The organism is Streptomyces luteolifulvus, assembly GCF_008806595.1.
Classification (GTDB): Bacteria; Actinomycetota; Actinomycetes; order Streptomycetales; family Streptomycetaceae; genus Streptomyces; species Streptomyces luteolifulvus.
Genome location: NZ_VZRB01000015.1, coordinates 143,624 through 163,854, shown reverse-complemented (window position 1 = coordinate 163,854; position 20,231 = coordinate 143,624). Strand labels below are relative to the sequence as shown.

The window sequence follows — 20,231 nt, the reverse complement described above, 5'->3', positions numbered from 1 at the left end:
CCGGCCCGAGCGGGGGCCGCAGGGTCAGAATCCGGGGGGCTCCGTGTACACCCCCCACTCCTCCCGCAGCACCCCGCAGATCTCCCCCAGCGTCGCCTCGGCCCGTACGGCCTCCAGCATCGGCTCGATCATGTTGCCCCCGCCCCGCGCCGCGGAGAGCATCATCTCCAGCGCGTCGCGCACCGCCGCGTCGTCCCGCGCACCCCTGCGCGAGGCCAGCACCCGGATCTGCTCCCGCTCCACCTCGTGGCTGACCCGCAGGATCTCCAGATCTCCGGTGACCGACCCGGTGTGGACGTTGACGCCCACCACCTTCTTGTCGCCCTTCTCCAGCGCCTGCTGGTACCGGAACGCGGACTCGGCGATCTCGCCCGTGAACCAGCCGTCCTCGATCCCGCGCAGGATCCCGGAGGTGACCGGTCCGATCGGGTGCCGCCCGTCGGGATGCGCCCGCAGGCCCCGCTCCTTGATCTGCTCGAAGATCCGCTCGGCGTCCGCCTCGATCCGGTCCGTCAGCTGCTCGACGTACCACGAACCGCCCAGCGGATCGGCCACATTGGCAACCCCGGTCTCCTCCATGAGCACCTGCTGTGTCCGCAGGGCGATCTCCGCGGCCTGCTCGCTCGGCAGCGCCAGCGTCTCGTCCAGGGCGTTGGTGTGCAGCGAGTTGGTGCCGCCCAGCACGGCCGCCAGCGCCTCCACGGCCGTACGCACCACGTTGTTGTACGGCTGCTGGGCGGTCAGCGAGACGCCGGCGGTCTGCGTGTGGAACCGCAGCCACTGGGCCTTCTCGCTCTTCGCGCCGTAGAGGTCCCGCATCCAGCGGGCCCAGATCCTGCGCGCCGCACGGAACTTGGCGATCTCCTCGAAGAAATCGACGTGGGCGTCGAAGAAGAAGGACAGTCCCGGTGCGAACACGTCCACGTCGAGTCCGCGGGAGAGCCCGAGCTCCACGTAGCCGAAGCCGTCCGCGAGGGTGTACGCCAGCTCCTGCGCGGCCGTGGCCCCGGCCTCGCGGATGTGGTAGCCGGAGACGGACAGCGGCTTGTAGGCGGGGATGCCGGCCGCGCAGTACTCCATCAGGTCGCCGATCAGCCGCAGATGGGGCTCCGGCTGGAAGAGCCACTCCTTCTGCGCGATGTACTCCTTGAAGATGTCCGTCTGCAGCGTGCCGTTGAGCACGGACGGGTCGACGCCCTGCCGCTCGGCGGCGACGAGGTACATGCAGAAGACGGGGACGGCCGGGCCGCTGATGGTCATGGACGTCGTCACATCGGCCAGCGGGATGTCCTGGAACAGGATCTCCATGTCGGCCGCGGAGTCGACGGCGACGCCGCAGTGCCCGACCTCACCGCATGCGCGGGCGTCGTCGGAGTCCCGGCCCATCAGCGTGGGCATGTCGAAGGCCACGGACAGTCCGCCGCCGCCGTGGGCGAGGATCATCTTGTAGCGCTCGTTGGTCTGCTCGGCGTTCCCGAACCCGGCGAACTGGCGGATGGTCCAGGTCCGCCCGCGGTAGCCGGTGGAGTAGAGGCCGCGGGTGAAGGGGTAGTCCCCGGGCCAGCCGATGCGCTCGAAACCGTCGTACGTGTCCCCCGGCCGCGGTCCGTACACCGGTTCCACGGGATCACCGGAGAGCGTGGTGAAGTCGCCCTCGCGCCTGCGCGAGGCGTCGTACCGGGCCTGCCAGCGCCGGCGGCCCTCCTCGATGGCGTCAGCGTCCATACCATCGAAGTTACTAGGACGTCCTAGTAACTGTCGACGGAAAACCGCCGTACGCGTGAGTACGGCGGTTTCGTCAGGCCTTGGCGACAGCCGGAGCCGGTTCGCCGATCAGTGGTTCGACGGAGCGGGTGACCTTGCGCTCGACGAAGAAGGCGGCCAGGGGGATCGTCCCGGAGAGCAGCACCCACAGCAGCTTGCCGAACGGCCACTTGGCCTTGGAGCCGAGGTCGAAGGCGAAGATCAGATAGACGATGTAGAGGAAGCCGTGAATCTGGGAGACGGCGAAGGTGACGTCCTCGCCCTTGCCGAAGCCGTACTTGAACACCATGCAGGTGCACAGCACGAGCAGCATGACGGCGGTGACGTAGGCCATCACCCGGTAGCGGGTCAGGACGCTCTTCTTCATGCGTAAGAGCGTAACCACCCGTTCCGGGAGATCTTGCCACGGGCCCCCGGGTCGGCTCTCCCGGGGGTCAGCTCTCCTCGAAGTCGCGCGCGGCCACCCTGAGCGGCCTGAGCATCGCGAAGATCTCCGCGCACTCCTCGGCGTCGTACGCCCCGAGCCCGAAGTCCATCGCCATCAGCTCGCGGGTGGCCGCCTCGACCACCTCGCGGCCCTTGTCGGTGATGACGGCGAGCGTGCCCCGCCCGTCGTTCGGATTGGGCCGCTTCGCCACCAGACCCGACTTCACCAGCCGGTCCACGGTGTTCGTCACGGACGTGGGGTGCACCATGAGACGCTCGCCGATCTTCGACATCGTGAGCTGGCCGGCCTTGGAGAAGGTGAGCAGCACCAGCGCCTCGTAGCGCGCGAAGGTGAGCCCGTACGGCTTGACGACGGCGTCGACCTCGGCGAGCAGGATCTGGTGGGCGCGCATGATCGAGGTGATCGCGGCCATCGACGGCGCATTTCCCCACCGCTGCTTCCAGAGCTCGTCGGCTCGGGCGATGGGATCGAACGGAAGACTGAGCGGCTTCGGCACGGCACCGACCTTACCGGCCGGTCATATGGTGGTCAGCCCCGTCTCGCCCTTCGGTCGTCGGGTCCGCGCCACCTCCCACGCGAGCAGCGCACAGCACACCGTGCCCAGCACCCCGACCCCGCCGACGACGGCGGCGACCGGCACGAACTCCGCGGCCACTCCGGCGAGCGCCATGCCCACGCCCTGGATCGTCATCAGACCGGCGGTGTGCACCGTCATGGCCCGGCCCCGCAGTTCCTCGGGCACGGCGTCCACGAACCAGCGGTCGAGACCCAGGGTGTACGCCCCCGTGAGCCCGGTGACCAGCAGCGCGAGCAGGATCCAGCCGAGGCCCGGGGCCGCCGGGTAGGCCAGCAGCGGCAGCAGCCCACAGGCCGCGAGCGGCAGGACGATCCGGGAGCGGGCGGCGGGCGTGAGGACGGAGCCGGCGTACAGCTCGCCCGCGATCGTCCCGACGGGCATCGCGCACATCAGCAGTCCCACGCCGCTCGTGCCCACCCCGATCTCGTCCGCGTACGCCGCCGCCAGCGCCTCGGGGGCGACGACGAACATCGGCGGTGCCCACAGCAGCAGGAGCAGCGCCCGGATCCTGCGGTCGCCGAGCACCTGCCGGGTGCCGGCGAGCGAGTACCCCATCAGTGAGCCGCCGCCGGCCCGGGCGGGCCTGCGCCGTGTGCCGAAGCGCAGCAGCAGCGCGGAGCTCGCGAACGTGCACACGGTGATCACGAGCGCCCCGCGCGGCGGTACGACGGTCAGCAGGACGCCGCCGAGCCCGAACCCCACGAGGACGGCACTCTGCGAGACGATCCGCAGCAGCGACCGTCCGAGCACGAAGAGGTCGCCCTCGCCCAGGACGTCGACGAGCGTGGCGGTCCGGGTGCCGGTGAACACCGGCGACACGGCGGCGATCAGGCACCGCAGCGCGAGCAGCGCGGCGACGGGGGTGACGGGCAGCGCCATCCCCGCCGCGCAGCCGGCGCACACCAGATCGCACACCACGAGCACCCGCCGCGCGGGGAACCGGTCGGCGACCCCGGCCAGCAGCGTGCCGCCCACGAGGTAGGGCAGAAACCCGAGCGCGAAGGCCAGCGCACTCAGCAGGGGCGAGCCGGTCAGCCCGTACACGAGCACGGTCAATGCGATCTCGCTGACGACGACACCGAGCAGGGAGAGCGCGTGCGCGAGGAAGACGGCCCGGAACTCACGGACGGCGAAGACACGGGCATAGCTGGTGGGTTCGGGGCGGGGTTCGGGGTGTGGTGGGAGGTCTGGCTGGGTCGTGGGCTCGGGTGAAGCCGGGCGTGGGGGCATCCTCGTGGTGCCCTCGGTCTCTTCAGGCATGGCGGCAGCGTGCACGCGCGTGCGGCGGCCGCCGTAGAGTTTCGGTGTCAGCCGAATGTCCCGCCCCGGCCCGCCGGTGATCCACTCCACCCTGGAGGCCCGCATGCCCTACGTCATGCACTTCGGCGACGACGACCTGCTGCGCTGCCGGTTCGCGGTGTCCCCGCTGTGGGAGACCCAGGAGGCGGTGCGCACGCTGGCCAGGCCGGACCGGCAGGGCTATCACCCGCACTGGCTGCGCCGTATCCGGGAAGCGGCCCGTGCGCTGGACCTCACCCCGCTCTGGCTGCTGATGCCCCGGCGGGGTCACAGCCCGGACTGGCTGGGCCCGCCGCCGATCGGCCCGGCGGCCACGTTCGAGGAGGAGATCGCCGCGGTACGGGCGGCCGACCCCGAGGAGGCGCGGGACGACATGGCCCGGTCGCTCGCCGACACACCGGGCGCCCTGGAGTCCCCCCGCGGCCGTGCCCTGCTGGCCGATCCGGCCCGTACGGTGCGGGAACTGGCCGACCTGATGGAGACCGCCTGGCACATGCTGGTCGAACCCGACTGGCCCCGGCTGCGCGCCCTCCTGGAGGCAGACGTCGCCTTCCACTCACGCCGCCTCGCCGAGGTGGGCCTGGGTGCGCTGCTGCCGGAGCTGAATCCACGCCTGGCCTGGAACGGCCGCACGCTGACCATCGAGTGGCGGGGCGAGCACATACGGACCCTCGACGGCCGGGGCCTCGTGCTGATGCCGAGCGTCTTCTCGTGGCCGGACGTGATCAGCGGCTTCGAACCGCCCTGGCAGCCCACGGTGGTCTATCCGGCGCGCGGCATCGGCGCGCTGTGGTCTCGGCCCGCCGACCACACGTCCGACGCGCTGGTACGCCTTCTGGGCCGCGGCCGGGCGACGGTCCTGACCTCCCTGGACGAGCCGGCCACGACGACCTCCCTCGCCCACCGGCTGGGCCTGGCCCCGTCCACGATCTCGACCCACCTGACGATCCTGCGCAACGCGGGCCTGCTCACGGCCCGACGCTACGGCCACCAGGTCCTGTACGAAAGGACACCCCTGGGAATCGCGCTGGGGGGAGTTCCCCCGACCTGAACCCGCCAGCCCGCGGGCAGTCGTGCCGCTGGGGCGGCACGGGTGGGCGCGGACGGCAACCCCGTACCCGCGCGGGCGCGGGCGGCACCCCGTGCGCGCCGGGCCGCGTGACCCATCCACCGGCAGGCCAGCGCGGCGCACCCGCACAGTCACCGCCGACCGGACCGCCGCACATGCATCCGCACCGCCCGCTGCCCCACAGGCCCGAGCTCCTCCAACGCCCCGACCAAGAAACCCAGTTGCTCCAGCGCACCCAGCGCCGCACTCGCCCCCGCCGCGTCCACGCCCTCATACAACTCGATCCCCACGAACGACGCAGCGACCGCCCGCGCCAGCCCCTTCGGATCCACGAACTCCTCCAACGGCGTCCCCGCCAGCACCCTCCTGAGCACCTTCTCGATCTCCACGATCCACAGATCGAGCCCCGCCGCCGTCGCGGGCCCGAGCGTCTCGTGCGTCTGCGCGCCGGCCAGCAGCTGGCCGAGCAGCGCGACATGCCCTCCCGCCCGCTGCTGCTCATGGATCTCCCGCCCGACGGCGAGGAGTTCGGACAGCGAGGCCACCGAGTCGAAGCGGGCGCGGTAACGCGACACCGTCCGCTCCGCCCCGTACCGGCAGGCCGCCGCGAGGAGTTCGTCCACCGAGCCGAAGTGGTAGAAGACGAGCCCCTGGTTGACCCCGGCGGCCGCCGCGATCGTACGGGCGGACGTCTTCGCGATCCCCTGCTCGGTGAGTGTCCGCAGCGCCCCCTCGAGGAGTTTGGTCTTGGTCTCCTGGGACTTCGCGGTCTCGGGGCTCATGCGCGCGACTCCTCCCGCACGGGCCGCAGTCCGGGTCGTAGACCGCAGCTCGCGATGTCCGTGTACGTCGCCGTGAAGCAACCCTCGTAGCCGAAGAGAGGCCCGAAGTACCGGTTCACGACCCGGACCCGGACACGGAAGCGGCCGGCCGTCTCGTCGTACGACTCCCGGACCTCCGCCGTCGCGCCGATCAGTTCGGGCACGCGCACATCCACCACGCCTTCCCGGAACCGGTGTTCGCCGGAGCGGATCAGCAGCGAGCCGTCGGACTCGGCGCGGAAGTACAGGTCGCTGGCGAGGTGCTGGTGGGTGCCGAGGTAGTCGACGATGCGGTCGCCCTCGGGGCCGAGCACCATCTGGGCGTCGAAGCGTCGCGAGCGGCCGGGCAGGTCGAAGGTGCGCACGAAGGTCACCGTCTCACGGCCGAAGGTGTCGGCGTACGGGACGTTCTCGATGGTGAAGGGGATCCGGCGGCCCGCCCTGGGGACCAGGATGTTGCGGGTGCCGCCGAGCGCGAGAAACGGCTTGACGAAGGCGCCGCCGTGCCAGACGCGGTCCATCACGCCCCGCCCGGTGCATGCCTCACCGCTCGCCAGGCCGACGGAGAACCGGCGCTGCAACTGAGGGTGGAGACGGTCGAAGTCAGTGCCCATCACGGTGCGGAAGATCGAGGTCATCGCGGGTTCTCCAGTGCGCGCAGCACTCGGGGCGTACACACGCGCGTGGGCGACTGGCGCAGACAGCGGCGGGCGGCCGGGGTGCCGGACAGGGGTTCCTTGACCAGGGCCAGGCAGAGGGCGACGGTCAGCAGCAGCGGACACAGAAAGGCCACGGACGCGGCAAGGGGCCCGAACAGACGGAGGCTGGAGTCCACGACGAGCCCGGTGGCGGCAGCGGTGACGACGAGGGCACGGACGGCCAGTTCCGTGAGCCAGTTCGCGCGCGCCCGCTCCGGGGTGATGCCGCGCTCCAGCCACAGTCGCAGGCGGTCGAAGGACCAGGCCGTCGCCCAGCCCATGACGGGGCGGAACACGAGCCGGTCGGCGAGCGCGCCGAAGGCGCCCCAGCGGGGGCGGTAGTCGTAGCCGGTGAGGAAGCGGACGCCGTCCCCGTCGGGGATGTAGCGCCAGTAGCCGCTGCCCTCGGCGAGCAGGGAAAGCGGGTGCGGGCAGCAGAAGCGGAGGGCGGAGGTGCGGGTGCCGTCGGGCCGTTCCCGCTCGCCCGCGGAGACTCCGGTGCCGGCGACGGTGAGGAGGGGCAGCAGTCGGGTGGCGTACCGGAAGCGCTGTGGCTCGCCCTCCGCGCGCGGGAGGTAGTCGATCTCGGTGAAGCGCAGGTCCCAGCGCTGGTGGTGGTCGGGTTCCTGTGTACGGGTCCAGAGGTCGTCGAGGTCGGCACGTATGCGTGCCTCGATGTAGAGCCCCATGTGCATCCCCCAGGTCAGCTTGGTTTTGAGCGACTGCTCAAACAGCTTGGCAGGAACGTACACCCTTTTGAGCGATCGCTCAAACACTGGGAACGAGAAAACCCCGGCCCCAGGAGGCGCCCAGGGGGCCGGGGTTCTGCGAGGCGGCCGACTTACTCGGCCAGGTAGCGCTCCACCGTCTCCACCTTGGAGGTGAGCCCGTCCGTCACACCGGGCCGGATGTCCGCCTTGAGGACCAGGGACACACGCGGGGCGCGCTCCTCGACCGCGGCGACGGCGCGTTTGACGACGTCCATGACCTCGTCCCAGTCGCCCTCGATCGAGGTGAACATCGCGTCGGTGCGGTGCGGCAGGCCCGACTCGCGGACGACACGGACGGCGTCGGCGACGTACTCCCCCACCTCGTCGCCGACGCCCAGGGGCGTCACCGAGAAGGCGACGATCACGACGTCTTCACCGCGTCCTCGCGGCGGGCGCGGGAGGCGATGACCGCGTCCTCGGCCTCGCGGCGCAGCTTGCGCTCGGCGATGAAGCCGCCGGCGGGCAGGACGGAGAGGACGAAGTACAGCGCCGCGGTCTTCAGGTCCCACTTCGCGCGGTTCCAGGCGTCCGCCCAGAAGATCACGTACAGGATGAAGAGGACGCCGTGGACCCCGCCCATCACCGGCACCGCGTTGAAGTCCGTGGTCCGCTTCAGCACCGAGCAGACGAGGAGGACAAGGAAGGAGACGGCTTCGGGGGCCGAGACCAGGCGGAGGCGGCGGAGGGCGGTGGCTGTCTTGAGGTCCACGGGTCACCTTCGGTGGGGAGTGTGAGGGGCGTCGACTGTTTGTGAACGAACGCACAAGCGTCGGTCCATTGTGGCAAACGATGCCCCTAGGGGTTCGGTCAGGGTCCCGCTCCACCCCAGGGATCTGTTGGCGGGGCCGTCCGACGGATACCTTTCGCTGCGTGGCGATGTTCCGACTTCAAGGCAGCAAGGTACTCGCCGTCGACATGACCGGGGACGCCGTGAAGGCGAAGAACGGCTCGATGGTCGCGTACGACGGGCAGATGGCCTTCAAAAAGATGAGCGGTGGCGGTGAGGGCCTCCGGGGGATGGTCACCCGGAGGCTCACCGGCGAGCAGATGACGGTGATGGAGGTGAAGGGGCAGGGGACGTGCTGGTTCGCGGACCGGGCCTCGGAGATCAACCTCGTCAGCCTCCAGGGGGAGAAGCTGTACGTGGAGTCGAGCAACCTCCTCGCGACCGACGGCGGGCTGCGCACCGGCACGACCTTCACAGGACTGCGCGGTGCCACCCAGGGCAACGGACTGTTCACGACGACCGTCGAGGGCCACGGCCAGGCGGCCATCACCTCGGACGGGCCGGCGGTGGTGCTGCGGGTGAGCCAGCAGTACCCGCTGATCGTCGACCCGGGTGCCTACGTCGCGCACCAGGGGAATCTGCGCCAGTCCTTCCAGTCCGGCGTGACCTTCCGCACGCTGATGGGAGAGGGCGGCGGGGAGGCCTTCCAGATCCGCTTCGAGGGGGACGGGCTGGTGTACGTGCAGCCGAGCGAGCGCAACACGATCGCGGGGGATGTGTGACATGCCCTTCCGCGAGATCAACTCCAAGATGGTCGAGGCGACCGTCCTGCCCGGCCAGCGGCTGTTCAGCCAGCGCGGCGCGATGCTCGCCTACAAGGGCGAGGTCTCCTTCACGCCCAATACGCAGGGCGGCCAGGGCGGGATCATGTCGATGCTCGGCCGCCGGGTCGCGGGCGAGGCCACGCCCCTGATGAGCGTGGAGGGCAGCGGCACGGTCCTGTTCGGGCACGGCGGCCACCACATCCAGGTGATCAACCTCACCGGTGACACCCTCTATGTGGAGGCGGACCGTCTGCTCGCCTTCGAGGGCACACTCCAGCAGGGCACGATGTTCATGGGCTCGCAGGGCGGCGTCATGGGCATGGTGCGGGGCCAGGTCACGGGGCAGGGGCTGTTCACGACCACGCTCCAGGGACACGGCTCGGTCGCCGTGATGGCACACGGCGGTGTCTTCGAGATCCCGATCACCCCGCAGCGCCCCGTCCATGTCGACCCGCAGGCGTACGTCGCCCACCACGGCGACGTACGCAACAAGCTGTCGACCGCGCTGGGCTGGCGCGACATGGTGGGCCGCGGCTCCGGCGAGGCCTTCCAGCTGGAGCTCAGCGGCAACGGCGCGGTGTACGTCCAGGCCTCGGAGGAGAAGCTGTGAGCATGTACGGGGCACCGGGCGGCGGCCCGACGGTCCACGACCCGATGACCCTGCCGGCCGACGACAACGTCAACAACTACACCTTCTGCGTGGAGCTCAAGGGCAGCCAGTGGTTCCTGCAGAAGGGAAAGATGGTCGCCTATTACGGCTCGATCGAGTTCAACGGCATCGGACACGGCCGGCTGGACCGACTTGTCCGTACGTCCTTCCATTCGCCATTGCACGCGAGCGACTGGGTCGTGGCGGAGGGCTCGGGCAAGATGCTGCTCGCCGACCGGGCCTTCGACGTGAACTCCTACGACCTCGACGACGGCAATCTGACCATTCGCTCCGGCAACCTGCTTGCTTTTCAGCCAACTCTCGCGCTCAAGCAATCGATCGTGCCGGGCTTTCTGACCCTCATCGGAACCGGGAAGTTCGTGGCCGCGTCCAACGGACCGGTGGTGTTCATGGAACCCCCGATCCGGGTGGACCCGCAGGCGCTCGTCGGCTGGGCCGACTGCCCGTCGCCCTGCCACCACTACGACCACGGCTACATGACGGGCGTAATGGGCGGTCTACGTGCACTGACGGGCCTCGGCGGAGCCTCCGGGGAGGAGCACCAGTTCGAGTTCGTGGGCGCCGGCACGGTCCTGCTCCAGTCGAGCGAGACGCTGATGGCCGAGCAGGCCGCGGGGGCGGTTCCGCAACAGGCGGGGGTACCGGGCGGCGGCGGGGGCTTCACGGGGCCCTCACAGCAAGCCGGCACACCGCGCCTTCCCGGACAGCTGGGGGACCTCCAGCGTCGCTTCGGGCTGTGAGCGGTAGTCTGCGGAGTGTGACGTCGAACGTGTGCGCGCCGTCACGCGACCCTCGCTAGTTCGCCTTTCAACATTTTAGGTAGACTTCATTTATGGAGACCGAGACGGCCACCCCCTGGCTGACCGATGCGGAGCAGTGCGCCTGGCGCACCCACCTGGAGGTCAACAGGCTGTTGACGTACCAGCTTGAAAAGGACCTGCAGCCGTTCGGCCTGACCATGAACGACTACGAGATCCTGGTCAATCTCTCCGAGTCGGAGGGCGTACGGATGCGGATGAGCGACCTCGCCTCCGCCACCCTCCAGTCCAAGAGCCGCCTCTCGCACCAGATCACCCGCATGGAGAACGCGGACCTGGTGCGGCGTGAGAACTGCGAGTCCGACCGCCGTGGACTGTACGCGGTCCTCACCGAGCACGGCATGGAGACGATGAAGAAGGTCGCGCCCCATCATGTGGCGTCTGTGCGGAGGCATTTCATCGACCTGCTGACCCCCGAGGCCCTGGCGGAACTCGACAGGGGCCTCAAGCCCATCGCGGAGCACCTGCGCGGACAGCGCGGCCGGCCGTAACCCGGCCCGGCCACCGAGGCGAACGGCGGGCGGAGCGCGCACGGCGCTCCGCCTGCACACGCCGGGCACCGGCTCACGAGGCGATACGGCTGCACGGCCGCAGGCCGAACGAACGCACGGCAAGCGGGTTTTCTCAAGCGGTGCTGCACTGCGCCGCGGATGCACCGGGGGTGAGCGGTCCGCCACGGGTCCGGGAACTGCTGACGGCGGCCGTCGCCCTTTCCCTGCCGGCCCTCCTTCCGGGCGCCTCCGCCCAATGGTCGGCAACCGTCTCCACGCCCGTGGCCCTGGGAGCCACCCCGCACTACGGCGTCCGCAGGCTGTGGGCCTGGGGAGACAACGCCTCCGGGCAACTGGGGCTCGGGGACAGGACGGATCGCCTGCGGCCCACACAGGTGGGCTCTTACACGGACTGGCAGCACGTGGCGGTGGGCCCCGGCCACTCATGCGGCCTGCGCGGCGACTCGTTGTGGTGCACCGGACTGAACGGCTACGGCCAACTGGGACTGGGCGACACCACACAGCGCACCGTGGTCACCCAGGTCGGCACCAGCGCACCTGGTCGGACGTCGCCGTCGGCGAGACGCGCCGGCCAAAGCCCCGACGTACCCGAGGACACGGTCAGCCGGAACGCCGGACGCGGCAAGAGTCACGGCCGGCCGGAGCGCCGGACGCGGCAAGAGTCACGGCCGGCCGGAGCGCCGGACACGCCGTGGTCGGACGTCGCCGTCGGCGAGACGCGCCGGCCAAAGACCCGACGTACCCGAGGACACGGTCAGCCGGAACGCCGGACGCGGCAAGAGTCACGGCCGGCCGGAGCGCCGGACACGCCCCCACCCGGGGACCCAGTCGGCCCGAGGCCGAGTACGCCCGCGGACAAGCCGGGGCAGCGGCCACGACGGGGGCTGGTCCCGTCCCGGCCCGCGCCATGGGCGCCGACCCGCGTCGGCCGTGCGGCAGGCGGCCGGGAGCCGGATCCGCCCGCGGACACGCGCCCGCGGACACGCCAACGCCAGCGGTCACGGGGGGGCCAGACACTCTCGGCGCACCCCCGCACGCGCCGGACTCTGGAACACGCCGGCCGTGCGGCAGCCACCGCGAGCCCAGCGCGCCCGGGGACCGGGCGAACGCGATGGTCCCGGCGCGCCCCGCGCAGGGCGAAGGCGCCCGCACCCGCTACCTGCACCCGCCGGAGTGTTCAGCTCTCCGTCAGGCCCGCCACCAGTTCGTCCGATGCGCGGTACGGGTCCAGGTCGCCCGACACGATGCGTTCGGCCAGCGCGCTCAGGCGGCGGTCTCCGTGCAGGTCGCCGATGCGTTCGCGCAGGGCCGTGACGGCGATGGTTTCGACCTCGTGGGCCGCGCGGGCCAGTCGGCGCTCGGCGAGGACGCCCCGCTCCTCCATCCACGCCCGGTGCTTCTCCAGCGCCTCGAGCACCTCGTCGATGCCCTCGGCGCGGGCGGCGACCGTCTTCACGATGGGCGGACGCCAGTCCCCGGGGCGGCGGGCCTCCCCGAGGCCGAGCATGTGGTTCAGCTCGCGGGCCGTGGCGTCCGCGCCGTCCCGGTCCGCCTTGTTGACGACGTACACATCGCCGATCTCCAGGATTCCGGCCTTGGCCGCCTGGATGCCGTCGCCCATGCCGGGGGCCAGGAGGACGACGGACGTGTCGGCCTGCGACGCGATCTCGACCTCCGACTGCCCGACGCCGACCGTCTCGACCAGGATCACATCGCAGCCCGCGGCGTCCAGGACGCGGATCGCCTGCGGTGCGGCCCAGGCGAGGCCGCCCAGGTGACCGCGGGTCGCCATGGACCTGATGTAGACCCCGGGGTCCGACGCGTGCTCCGACATGCGCACCCGGTCGCCGAGCAGCGCGCCGCCGGAGAACGGCGAGGACGGGTCGACGGCCAGGACGCCGACCCGCTTGCCCTGTTTGCGGTACGCGGTCACCAGCGCCGAGGTCGACGTCGACTTGCCGACGCCCGGCGACCCCGTGAGGCCGACCACGTAGGCGTTGCCCGTCAGCGGGGCGAGCGCCGCCATGACCTCCCGGAGCTGCGGGGACGCCCCCTCCACCAGGGAGATCAGCCGGGCGACTGCCCGCGGCCGGCCCTCCCTTGCCTGGGCAACCAGTGTGGAGACGTCCTGCATCACAGCTCCGATCTGCACCGTGTTCTGTTGGCGAGGCCTACCAGATGCCTCAGGCCTTGGGCACCCGCACGATCAGCGCGTCGCCCTGGCCGCCGCCGCCGCACAGCGCGGCCGCGCCCACGCCGCCGCCACGGCGCTTGAGCTCCAGCGCCAGGTGGAGGACGAGACGGGCACCGGACATACCGATCGGGTGCCCCAGGGCGATGGCGCCACCATTGACGTTCACCTTTTCGGTGGACACCCCGAGGTCCTTCATCGACTGGACCGCGACCGCCGCGAACGCCTCGTTGATCTCGATCAGGTCGAGGTCCGAGACCTCCAGGCCCTCCTTCTTCAGCGCGTGCAGGATGGCGTTGGACGGCTGGGACTGGAGGGAGTTGTCCGGTCCGGCCACGTTGCCGTGCGCGCCGATCTCGGCGATCCAGTCAAGCCCGAGCTCCTGCGCCTTGGCCTTGCTCATCACGACGACCGCGGCGGCACCGTCGGAGATCTGCGAGGCGGTGCCGGCGGTGATGGTGCCCTCGCGGGTGAACGCCGGGCGCAGCTTGCCCAGCGACTCCGCGGTGGTGTCGCCGCGGATGCCCTCGTCCTTGCTGAAGACGACGGGCTCGCCCTTGCGCTGCGGGATCTCGATGGGGGTGATCTCGGCCTCGAAGATGCCGTTCTTCTGGGCGGCGGCCGCGCGCTGGTGGCTGAGCGCGGCGATCTCGTCCTGCTCCGGGCGCTGGATGCCGAGGCGCGTGTTGTGCTTCTCCGTCGACTCGCCCATGGCGATGCCCTCGAAGGAGTCGGTCAGGCCGTCGTGCGCCATCGCGTCGATCATCTCGATGGCGCCGTACTTGAAGCCCTCACGGGACTTCGGGAGCAGGTGGGGGGCGTTGGTCATGGACTCCTGACCACCGGCGACGACGATGTCGAACTCGCCGGCGCGGATGAGCTGGTCGGCGAGCGCGATGGCGTCGAGGCCGGACAGGCACACCTTGTTGATCGTGAGCGCCGGGACGTTCATGGGAATGCCGGCCTTGACCGCGGCCTGGCGCGCCGGGATCTGCCCGGCCCCGGCCTGCAGCACCTGACCCATGATCACGTACTGAACCTGATCGCCGCCGATCCCCGCACGGTCGAGGGCGGCCTTGATCGCGAAGCCGCCGAGGTCGGCTCCCGAGAAGGACTTCAGCGAGCCCAGCAGTCGTCCCATGGGCGTCCGGGCGCCCGCGACGATCACCGAGGTGCTGCTGTTCGTTCCAGACATGAGGTGCGATCCCCTTCCAGCTTGCACAGCCGAGGAGTGAACGAGGGTTTACTTCGAATGTACTGAGTGGCACTCCGTGCCGTCATCGGGCCGTCGGTGTGATCGCGCGCACGTTGCGTAACCACCTCCGGAGCGCTGCACTGAATCCATGCTGACGCGAATCGACCACATCGGGATCGCCTGTTTCGACCTCGACAAGACCGTCGAGTTCTACCGGGCCACCTACGGCTTCGAGGTGTTCCACTCCGAGGTCAACGAGGAGCAGGGCGTGCGCGAGGCCATGCTCAAGATCAACGATACGTCCGACGGCGGGGCTTCCTATCTCCAGCTCCTCGAGCCCACCCGCGAGGACTCCACCGTCGCGAAGTGGCTCGCCAAGAACGGCGAGGGTGTGCACCACATCGCTTTCGGTACGGCGGATGTCGACGGGGACGCCGCAGACATCAAGGACAAGGGCGTACGCGTTCTGTACGAGGAGCCACGGCGCGGCTCCATGGGGTCGCGGATCACCTTCCTGCACCCCAAGGATTGCCATGGAGTACTGACAGAACTGGTCACATCGGCACCTGTTGAGTCGCCTGAGCACTGACCCTCGTACATATGGGCCGGTAGGGTTGGGGTCGGTCGCCCCTCCCGGAGGGGCGACCGCGGTCCGGGGTCCGGGTTTCGGGGGACTGGCGTCGGGGCAGCAGCCCATTCTCCGTCGTTGATCTGACACCATTCCCCGGGGGCCCCGTTCGGCGGATGGACGGAGCTCGTTTGGCCAGACATGCGACCAGGGGACGGATTGGACCGCGCAGTGCGGGGCTACGAACGCCAGGAGCGAGAGCCGGCGGCTGACGTCGACCACCTCTCTCGGTTCGAGGCCGAGATGGATCGGCTGAAGACCGAGCGGGAAAAGGCGATCCAGCACGCCGAGGACCTCGGCTACCAGGTCGAGGTGCTGCGCGCCAAGCTGCACGAGGCGCGGCGCACCCTCATGTCCCGACCGGCCTATGACGGCGGTGACATCGGCTACCAGGCCGAACAGTTGCTCCGTAACGCGCAGATGCAGGCCGACCAGCTGCGCCAGGAAGCCGAGCGCGAGCTCAGCCAGGCGCGGGCGCAGACCCAGCGCATCCTCCAGGAGCACGCCGAGAACGCGGCCCGGCTCCAGGCGGAGCTGCACCAGGAGGCGATCACCCGCCGCCAGCAGCTGGACCAGGAGCTCGCCGAGCGGCGGCAGACGGTCGAGTCGCACGTCAACGAGAACGTGTCGTGGGCGGAGCAGCTGCGTGCCCGTACCGAGCAGCAGGCGCGCCGGCTTCTCGACGAGTCGCGTGCCGAGGCCGACCAGGCACTGGCCGCCGCCCGCGCGGAGGCCGAGCGGGTCGCCGCCGAGGCCCGGCAGCGGCTGCAGGGCGACGCCGAGGCGGCCCGCGCGGAGGCCGAGCAGCTGCTGCGCCGGGCCCGTACGGACGCCGAACGGCTGCTGAACGCCGCGTCGACGCAGGCCCAGGAGGCCACCGACCACGCCGAGCAGCTGCGTACGTCCACCGTGTCCCAGTCGGACGCGGCCCGCCGCGACGCCCAGGAGCTGGGCCGGACCGCCGAGCAGCGCATCGCGCAGGCCGACGCGGCGCTGCGCGAGGCGCGCACCGAGGCGGAGAAGCTCCTCACCGAGGCCAAGGAGGCCGCCGCCAAGGCGCTCGCCGGCGCCGAGTCGACCAACGAGCAGCGCACCCGTACGGCGAAGGAGCAGGTCGCCCGGCTGGTCAGCGAGGCCACCAAGGAGGCCGAGACCGTCAAGGCGGACGCCGAGCAGGTCGTCGCGGACGCCCGCGCAAAGGCCGAGCAGCTGCTCGCCGAAGCCTCCGAGAAGGCCCGCAGCCTCACCGCCGAGGAGAGTGCCTCCCAGCTCGCCAAGACGGCCAAGACCGCCGAGGACGTCCTCAACAGGGCCCAGGACGACGCGCGGCAGACCACGAAGGACGCCGCCGAGGAGGCCGAGCGGATCCGCCGGGAGGCCGAGGCCGAGGCGGACCGGCTGCGCGCCGAGGCGCACGACATCGCCGAGCAGCTCAAGGGCACGGCGAAGGACGACACCAAGGAGTACCGCGCCAAGACGGTCAAGCTGCAGGAGGAGGCCCGCCGGCTGCGCGGCGAGGCCGAGCACCTGCGCTCCGAGGCGGTCGCCGAGGGCGAGAGGATCCGCTCCGAGGCGCGCAGGGAGGCCGTCCAGCAGATCGAGGAGGCGGCCAAGACCGCCGAGGAACTGCTCTCCAAGGCGAAGGCCGACGCGGACGAGCTGCGCCTGAAGGCGACGACGGACAGCGAGAAGGTCCGTACCGAGGCCATCGAGCGGGCCACCACGCTGCGCCGTCAGGCCGAGGAGACGCTGGACCGTACCCGCAAGGAGGCCGAGCGGCACCGCGACGAGGCCGTCGAGCAGGCCGAGGGCATCCGCGACGACGCCGAGCGTGCCGCGCGTGAACTGCGCGAGGAGACCGAGCGGGGCGTCGAGGCCCGTCGCGCGGAGGCCGCCGAGGAGCTCACGCGCCTGCACACCGAGGCCGAGGAGCGCCTCGCCGCCGCCGAACAGGCGCTGACCGACGCCCGCGAGGAGGCCACGCGCATCCGCCGCGAGGCCGCCGAGGAGTCGGAGCGGCTGCGCACCGAGGCCGCCGAGCGGATCCGTTCGCTGCAGGCGCAGGCCGAGACGGAGGCCGACCGGCTGCGCACCGAGGCCGCCGCGGACGCGTCCGCCTCCCGTGCGGAGGGCGAGACCGTTGCCGTACGCCTGCGTTCGGAGGCCGCGGCCGAGGCCGAGCGGCTGAAGTCGGAGGCCCAGGACAGCGCCGACCGGGTCCGGGCGGAGGCGCAGGCCGCCGCCGAGCGGCTGGCCACCGAGGCGACGGAGACGCTGACCGCCGCGCAGGAGGAGGCAACCCGGCGCCGCCGCGAGGCCGAGGAACTTCTCGGCTCCGCCCGCGAGGAGGCCGGCCAGGAGCGCGAGCGGGCCCGCGAGCAGAGCGAGGAACTGCTGGCCTCGGCGCGCCGGCGCGTGGACGACGCGCAGACCGAGGCCGTACGGCTGGTCGAGGAGGCCGACCGCCGCGCCACGGAGATGGTGTCGGCCGCCGAGCAGCACGCCCAGCAGGTACGGGACTCGGTCACGGGGCTGCACGAGCAGGCCCAGGACGAGATCACCGGGCTGCGCAGCGCCGCCGAGCACGCGGCGGACCGTACCAGGCGCGAGGCCGAGGAGGAGGCGGACCGGGTCCGCGCCGACGCCTACGCCGAGCGGGAGCGTGCATCGGAGGACGCGACCCGTCTCAGGCGCGAGGCGAGCGAGGAGACCGACGCCGCCAAGTCGCTTGCCGAGCGCACGGTTTCGGAGGCGATCGCGGAGGCGGAGCGGCTGCGGTCGGATGCGTCCGACCACGCCCAGCGGGTCCGTACCGAGGCGTCGGACGCGATCGCGGAGGCCGACCAGGCCGCGGCACGCACCCGGGCGGACGCCCGCGACGACGCCAACCGGATCCGGTCGGACGCTGCGGCGCAGGCGGACACCCTCATCACCGAGGCCCGCGCCGAGGCGGAGCGGCTCCAGTCGGAGACGACCGCCGAGGCCGACCGGGTACGGGCCGAGGCGGTCGCGGGCGCCGAGAGCCTGATCGCGGACGCCACCGGGGACGCGGAGCGGCTGCGCGCCGAGGCCGCCGAGACGATCGGGTCGGCGCAGCAGCACGCGGAGCGGATCCGCAGCGAGTCGGAGCGGGTGAGGGCGGCCGCGGAGGCGGAGGCGGAGCGTCTGGTGGGCTCCGCGCGCGAGGAGGCCGAGCGCACCCTCGACGAGGCCCGCAAGGACGCCAACAAGCGGCGCTCCGAGGCGGCCGAGCAGGTCGACACGCTCATCACCGAGACCACGGCCGAGGCCGACAAGCTGCTCAGCGAGGCGCAGCAGCAGGCCCACAAGGCGACCGCGGACGCGGAGGCCCAGGCCGACACCATGGTCGGCGCGGCCCGCGCCGAGGCCGAGCGTCTGGTGTCCGAGGCGACGGTCGAGGGCAACGCAATGGTGGAGAAGGCCCGTACGGACGCGGACGAGCTGCTCGTCGGCGCCCGCCGGGACGCCACCGCGATCAGGGAGCGTGCGGAGGAACTGCGCGAGCGGATCACGAGCGAGATCGAGTCACTGCACGAGCGGGCCCGCCGCGAGGCGGCCGAGACGATGAAGTCGACGGGCGACCGCTGCGACGCGCTCATCAAGGCCGCCGAGGAGCAGCTGGCGAAGGCGCACGGGAAGGCCAAGGAGCTGGTGTCGGAGGCCAATTCCGAGGCCGGCAAGGTGCGTATCGCCGCCGTGAAGAAGGCCGAGGGGCTGCTCAAGGAGGCCGAGCAGAAGAAGGCCACGCTGGTCAAGGAGGCCGAGGAGCTGAAGGCCGAGGCGATCCGCGAGGCCAAGCGCACCGTCGAGGAAGGCAAGCGCGAGCTGGAGACCCTGGTGCGGCGCCGCGAGGACATCAACGCCGAGATCTCCCGGGTCCAGGACGTCCTGGAGGCGCTGGAGTCCTTCGAGGCGCCGAGCGCGGGCAAGGACGGCGGAGTCAAGGCGGGCGCGACGGTGGGCGCGCAACGTTCGGGCGGCAAGTCGTCCGACGGCTAGGTGCCTGCCGGGGCACTGGGCGGCAAGGCGTCCGACAGCGAGTCGGACGACCTGGTTCCGGTGCGGTCTGGGGCCTTTGACCAAGTTTTTGGCAAGCCGTCCGGCGGCTTGCCACTCAAAAGGGGTGTCATTCTCCAGATCAAACACGTATCCGCTCGATGACACACCGCTTCGGCCCCTAGGATTCCCTCTATCACCTCACCGGTCTCATTCGACAGGAACCCCATGAGCGACACTTCCCCCTACGGCTTCGAGCTTGTGCGGCGTGGGTACGACCGCGCTCAGGTGGACGAACGGATCTCCAAGCTCGTCTCCGACCGTGACAGCGCTCTCGCCCGCATCACCGCTCTGGAAAAGCGCATCGAGGAGCTCCACCTCGAGACGCAGAACGCCCAGGCCCAGGTCACCGACGCGGAGCCGTCGTACGCCGGTCTCGGCGCGCGTGTCGAGAAGATCCTCCGCCTCGCCGAGGAAGAGGCCAAGGATCTGCGCGAGGAGGCCCGGCGCGCGGCCGAGCAGCACCGCGAGCTCGCCGAGTCCGCGGCGCAGCAGGTCCGCAACGACGCAGAATCGTTCGCTGCGGAGCGCAAGGCCAAAGCCGAGGACGACGCTGTCCGGATCGTCGAGAAGGCCCAGAGCGAGGCCTCTCAGCTGCGCGCCGACGCCCAGAAGGACGCCCAGTCGAAGCGCGAGGAGGCCGACGCCCTCTTCGAGGAGACCCGCGCCAAGGCCGCGCAGGCCGCCGCCGACTTCGAGACGAACCTCGCCAAGCGCCGCGAGCAGTCCGAGCGTGACCTGGCCTCCCGCCAGGCCAAGGCCGAGAAGCGCCTCGCGGAGATCGAGCACCGCGCGGAGCAGCTGCGCCTGGAGGCCGAGAAGCTGCGCACCGACGCCGAGCGCCGTGCCCGCCAGACCGTCGAGACGGCGCAGCGCCAGGCCGAGGACATCGTGGCCGACGCCAACGCCAAGGCCGACCGCATCCGTTCGGAATCCGAGCGCGAGCTCGCGGCGCTGACCAACCGCCGCGACTCGATCAACGCCCAGCTGACGAACGTGCGCGAGATGCTGGCGACGCTCACGGGTGCAGCGGTGGCCGCCGCCGGTACGCCCGCAGAGGACGAGCCGATCTCCCGCGGCGTCCCGGCCCAGCAGACCCGGTAACCTCCGGCGGTCCGACGGCCGAACATCGGCGGAGCCCTC

19 protein-coding genes and 1 pseudogene are annotated in these 20,231 nt (G+C 71.2%); 9 read left to right on the top strand and 11 right to left on the bottom strand.

The genetic code is table 11. The features are described from left to right. Positions 1 to 24: 24 nt before the first annotated feature. The 4 genes from F7R91_RS22220 to F7R91_RS22205 all read right to left on the bottom strand — a co-directional run bounded on the left by F7R91_RS22220 (position 25) and on the right by F7R91_RS22205 (position 4,049). Entirely contained in the window at positions 25 to 1,725 is a 1,701-nt protein-coding gene (locus tag F7R91_RS22220; RefSeq protein WP_150950838.1) for an acyl-CoA mutase large subunit family protein, read from the bottom strand. Positions 1,726 to 1,798: 73 nt separating this feature from the next. Then, positions 1,799 to 2,131, bottom strand: coding sequence for a DUF3817 domain-containing protein (locus F7R91_RS22215; RefSeq protein WP_150950837.1), 333 nt, complete (start codon positions 2,129 to 2,131; stop codon positions 1,799 to 1,801). A gap of 67 nt (positions 2,132 to 2,198) precedes the next feature. Then, positions 2,199 to 2,708, bottom strand: a complete 510-nt coding sequence (locus F7R91_RS22210) for a MarR family winged helix-turn-helix transcriptional regulator (RefSeq protein ID WP_150950836.1) — start codon at positions 2,706 to 2,708, stop codon at positions 2,199 to 2,201. 21 nt (positions 2,709 to 2,729) lie between these two features. Continuing rightward, on the bottom strand, positions 2,730 to 4,049 hold the full coding sequence (locus tag F7R91_RS22205; RefSeq protein WP_225320739.1) for an MFS transporter: 1,320 nt from the start codon (positions 4,047 to 4,049) through the stop codon (positions 2,730 to 2,732). Between the two features lie 103 nt (positions 4,050 to 4,152). Between F7R91_RS22205 and F7R91_RS22200 the strand changes: the two genes are divergently transcribed. Further along, positions 4,153 to 5,139, top strand: coding sequence for an ArsR/SmtB family transcription factor (locus F7R91_RS22200; RefSeq protein WP_150950876.1), 987 nt, complete (start codon positions 4,153 to 4,155; stop codon positions 5,137 to 5,139). Positions 5,140 to 5,288: 149 nt separating this feature from the next. Here the strand turns inward: F7R91_RS22200 and F7R91_RS22195 are convergent, their stop codons facing one another. The 5 genes from F7R91_RS22195 to F7R91_RS22175 form a co-directional block, all read right to left on the bottom strand. After that, on the bottom strand, positions 5,289 to 5,939 hold the full coding sequence (locus F7R91_RS22195) for a TetR/AcrR family transcriptional regulator (RefSeq protein ID WP_150950835.1): 651 nt from the start codon (positions 5,937 to 5,939) through the stop codon (positions 5,289 to 5,291). Beyond that, positions 5,936 to 6,616 (bottom strand): DUF4166 domain-containing protein, encoded by a 681-nt coding sequence (locus F7R91_RS22190; protein WP_150950834.1) that lies wholly within the window; start codon positions 6,614 to 6,616, stop codon positions 5,936 to 5,938. Before F7R91_RS22190 ends, F7R91_RS22195 begins: the two co-directional genes overlap by 4 nt. Further along, positions 6,613 to 7,365 (bottom strand): hypothetical protein, encoded by a 753-nt coding sequence (locus F7R91_RS22185; protein ID WP_150950875.1) that lies wholly within the window; start codon positions 7,363 to 7,365, stop codon positions 6,613 to 6,615. Before F7R91_RS22185 ends, F7R91_RS22190 begins: the two co-directional genes overlap by 4 nt. A gap of 152 nt (positions 7,366 to 7,517) precedes the next feature. Continuing rightward, on the bottom strand, positions 7,518 to 7,811 hold the full coding sequence (locus tag F7R91_RS22180) for an MTH1187 family thiamine-binding protein (protein WP_150950833.1): 294 nt from the start codon (positions 7,809 to 7,811) through the stop codon (positions 7,518 to 7,520). Further along, positions 7,808 to 8,155 (bottom strand): DUF3817 domain-containing protein, encoded by a 348-nt coding sequence (locus tag F7R91_RS22175; protein ID WP_150950832.1) that lies wholly within the window; start codon positions 8,153 to 8,155, stop codon positions 7,808 to 7,810. The genes F7R91_RS22180 and F7R91_RS22175 overlap by 4 nt, the downstream gene beginning before the upstream one ends. A 167-nt stretch (positions 8,156 to 8,322) precedes the next feature. Here F7R91_RS22175 and F7R91_RS22170 point away from each other — a divergent pair, with 167 nt between their 5' ends. The 5 genes and pseudogenes from F7R91_RS22170 to F7R91_RS44290 form a co-directional block, all read left to right on the top strand. Beyond that, the gene (locus F7R91_RS22170) at positions 8,323 to 8,955 is read left to right on the top strand and encodes an AIM24 family protein (protein WP_150950874.1); all 633 of its coding nucleotides are present in this window, start codon (positions 8,323 to 8,325) and stop codon (positions 8,953 to 8,955) included. Between the two features lies 1 nt (position 8,956). Next, entirely contained in the window at positions 8,957 to 9,607 is a 651-nt protein-coding gene (locus F7R91_RS22165) for an AIM24 family protein (RefSeq protein ID WP_150950872.1), read from the top strand. A 2-nt stretch (positions 9,608 to 9,609) separates the two neighbouring features. After that, positions 9,610 to 10,407, top strand: coding sequence for an AIM24 family protein (locus F7R91_RS22160; RefSeq protein ID WP_150950873.1), 798 nt, complete (start codon positions 9,610 to 9,612; stop codon positions 10,405 to 10,407). A 92-nt stretch (positions 10,408 to 10,499) separates the two neighbouring features. Continuing rightward, on the top strand, positions 10,500 to 10,976 hold the full coding sequence (locus F7R91_RS22155) for a MarR family winged helix-turn-helix transcriptional regulator (RefSeq protein WP_150950831.1): 477 nt from the start codon (positions 10,500 to 10,502) through the stop codon (positions 10,974 to 10,976). Between the two features lie 140 nt (positions 10,977 to 11,116). Beyond that, positions 11,117 to 11,416 (top strand): annotated as a pseudogene (locus F7R91_RS44290) (hypothetical protein); the annotation flags it as partial. 758 nt (positions 11,417 to 12,174) lie between these two features. On the opposite strand, the gene meaB reads toward F7R91_RS44290, so the two are convergent. Both meaB and F7R91_RS22140 read right to left on the bottom strand, forming a co-directional pair. Beyond that, a complete protein-coding gene (meaB, locus tag F7R91_RS22145; RefSeq protein ID WP_150950871.1) occupies positions 12,175 to 13,131 on the bottom strand; it encodes a methylmalonyl Co-A mutase-associated GTPase MeaB in 957 nt (318 codons plus the stop codon). A 49-nt stretch (positions 13,132 to 13,180) separates the two neighbouring features. Further along, the gene (locus F7R91_RS22140) at positions 13,181 to 14,383 is read right to left on the bottom strand and encodes an acetyl-CoA C-acetyltransferase (RefSeq protein ID WP_150950830.1); all 1,203 of its coding nucleotides are present in this window, start codon (positions 14,381 to 14,383) and stop codon (positions 13,181 to 13,183) included. Between the two features lie 148 nt (positions 14,384 to 14,531). Between F7R91_RS22140 and mce the strand changes: the two genes are divergently transcribed. The 3 genes from mce to F7R91_RS22125 all read left to right on the top strand — a co-directional run bounded on the left by mce (position 14,532) and on the right by F7R91_RS22125 (position 20,192). After that, complete coding sequence (gene mce / locus F7R91_RS22135) at positions 14,532 to 14,972, top strand: methylmalonyl-CoA epimerase (RefSeq protein WP_150950829.1); 441 nt, start codon at positions 14,532 to 14,534, stop codon at positions 14,970 to 14,972. A 210-nt stretch (positions 14,973 to 15,182) separates the two neighbouring features. Further along, complete coding sequence (gene scy / locus F7R91_RS22130; protein WP_150950870.1) at positions 15,183 to 19,031, top strand: polarized growth protein Scy; 3,849 nt, start codon at positions 15,183 to 15,185, stop codon at positions 19,029 to 19,031. 225 nt (positions 19,032 to 19,256) lie between these two features. Next, positions 19,257 to 20,192, top strand: a complete 936-nt coding sequence (locus tag F7R91_RS22125) for a coiled-coil domain-containing protein (RefSeq protein WP_150950828.1) — start codon at positions 19,257 to 19,259, stop codon at positions 20,190 to 20,192. Positions 20,193 to 20,231 lie beyond the last annotated feature (39 nt).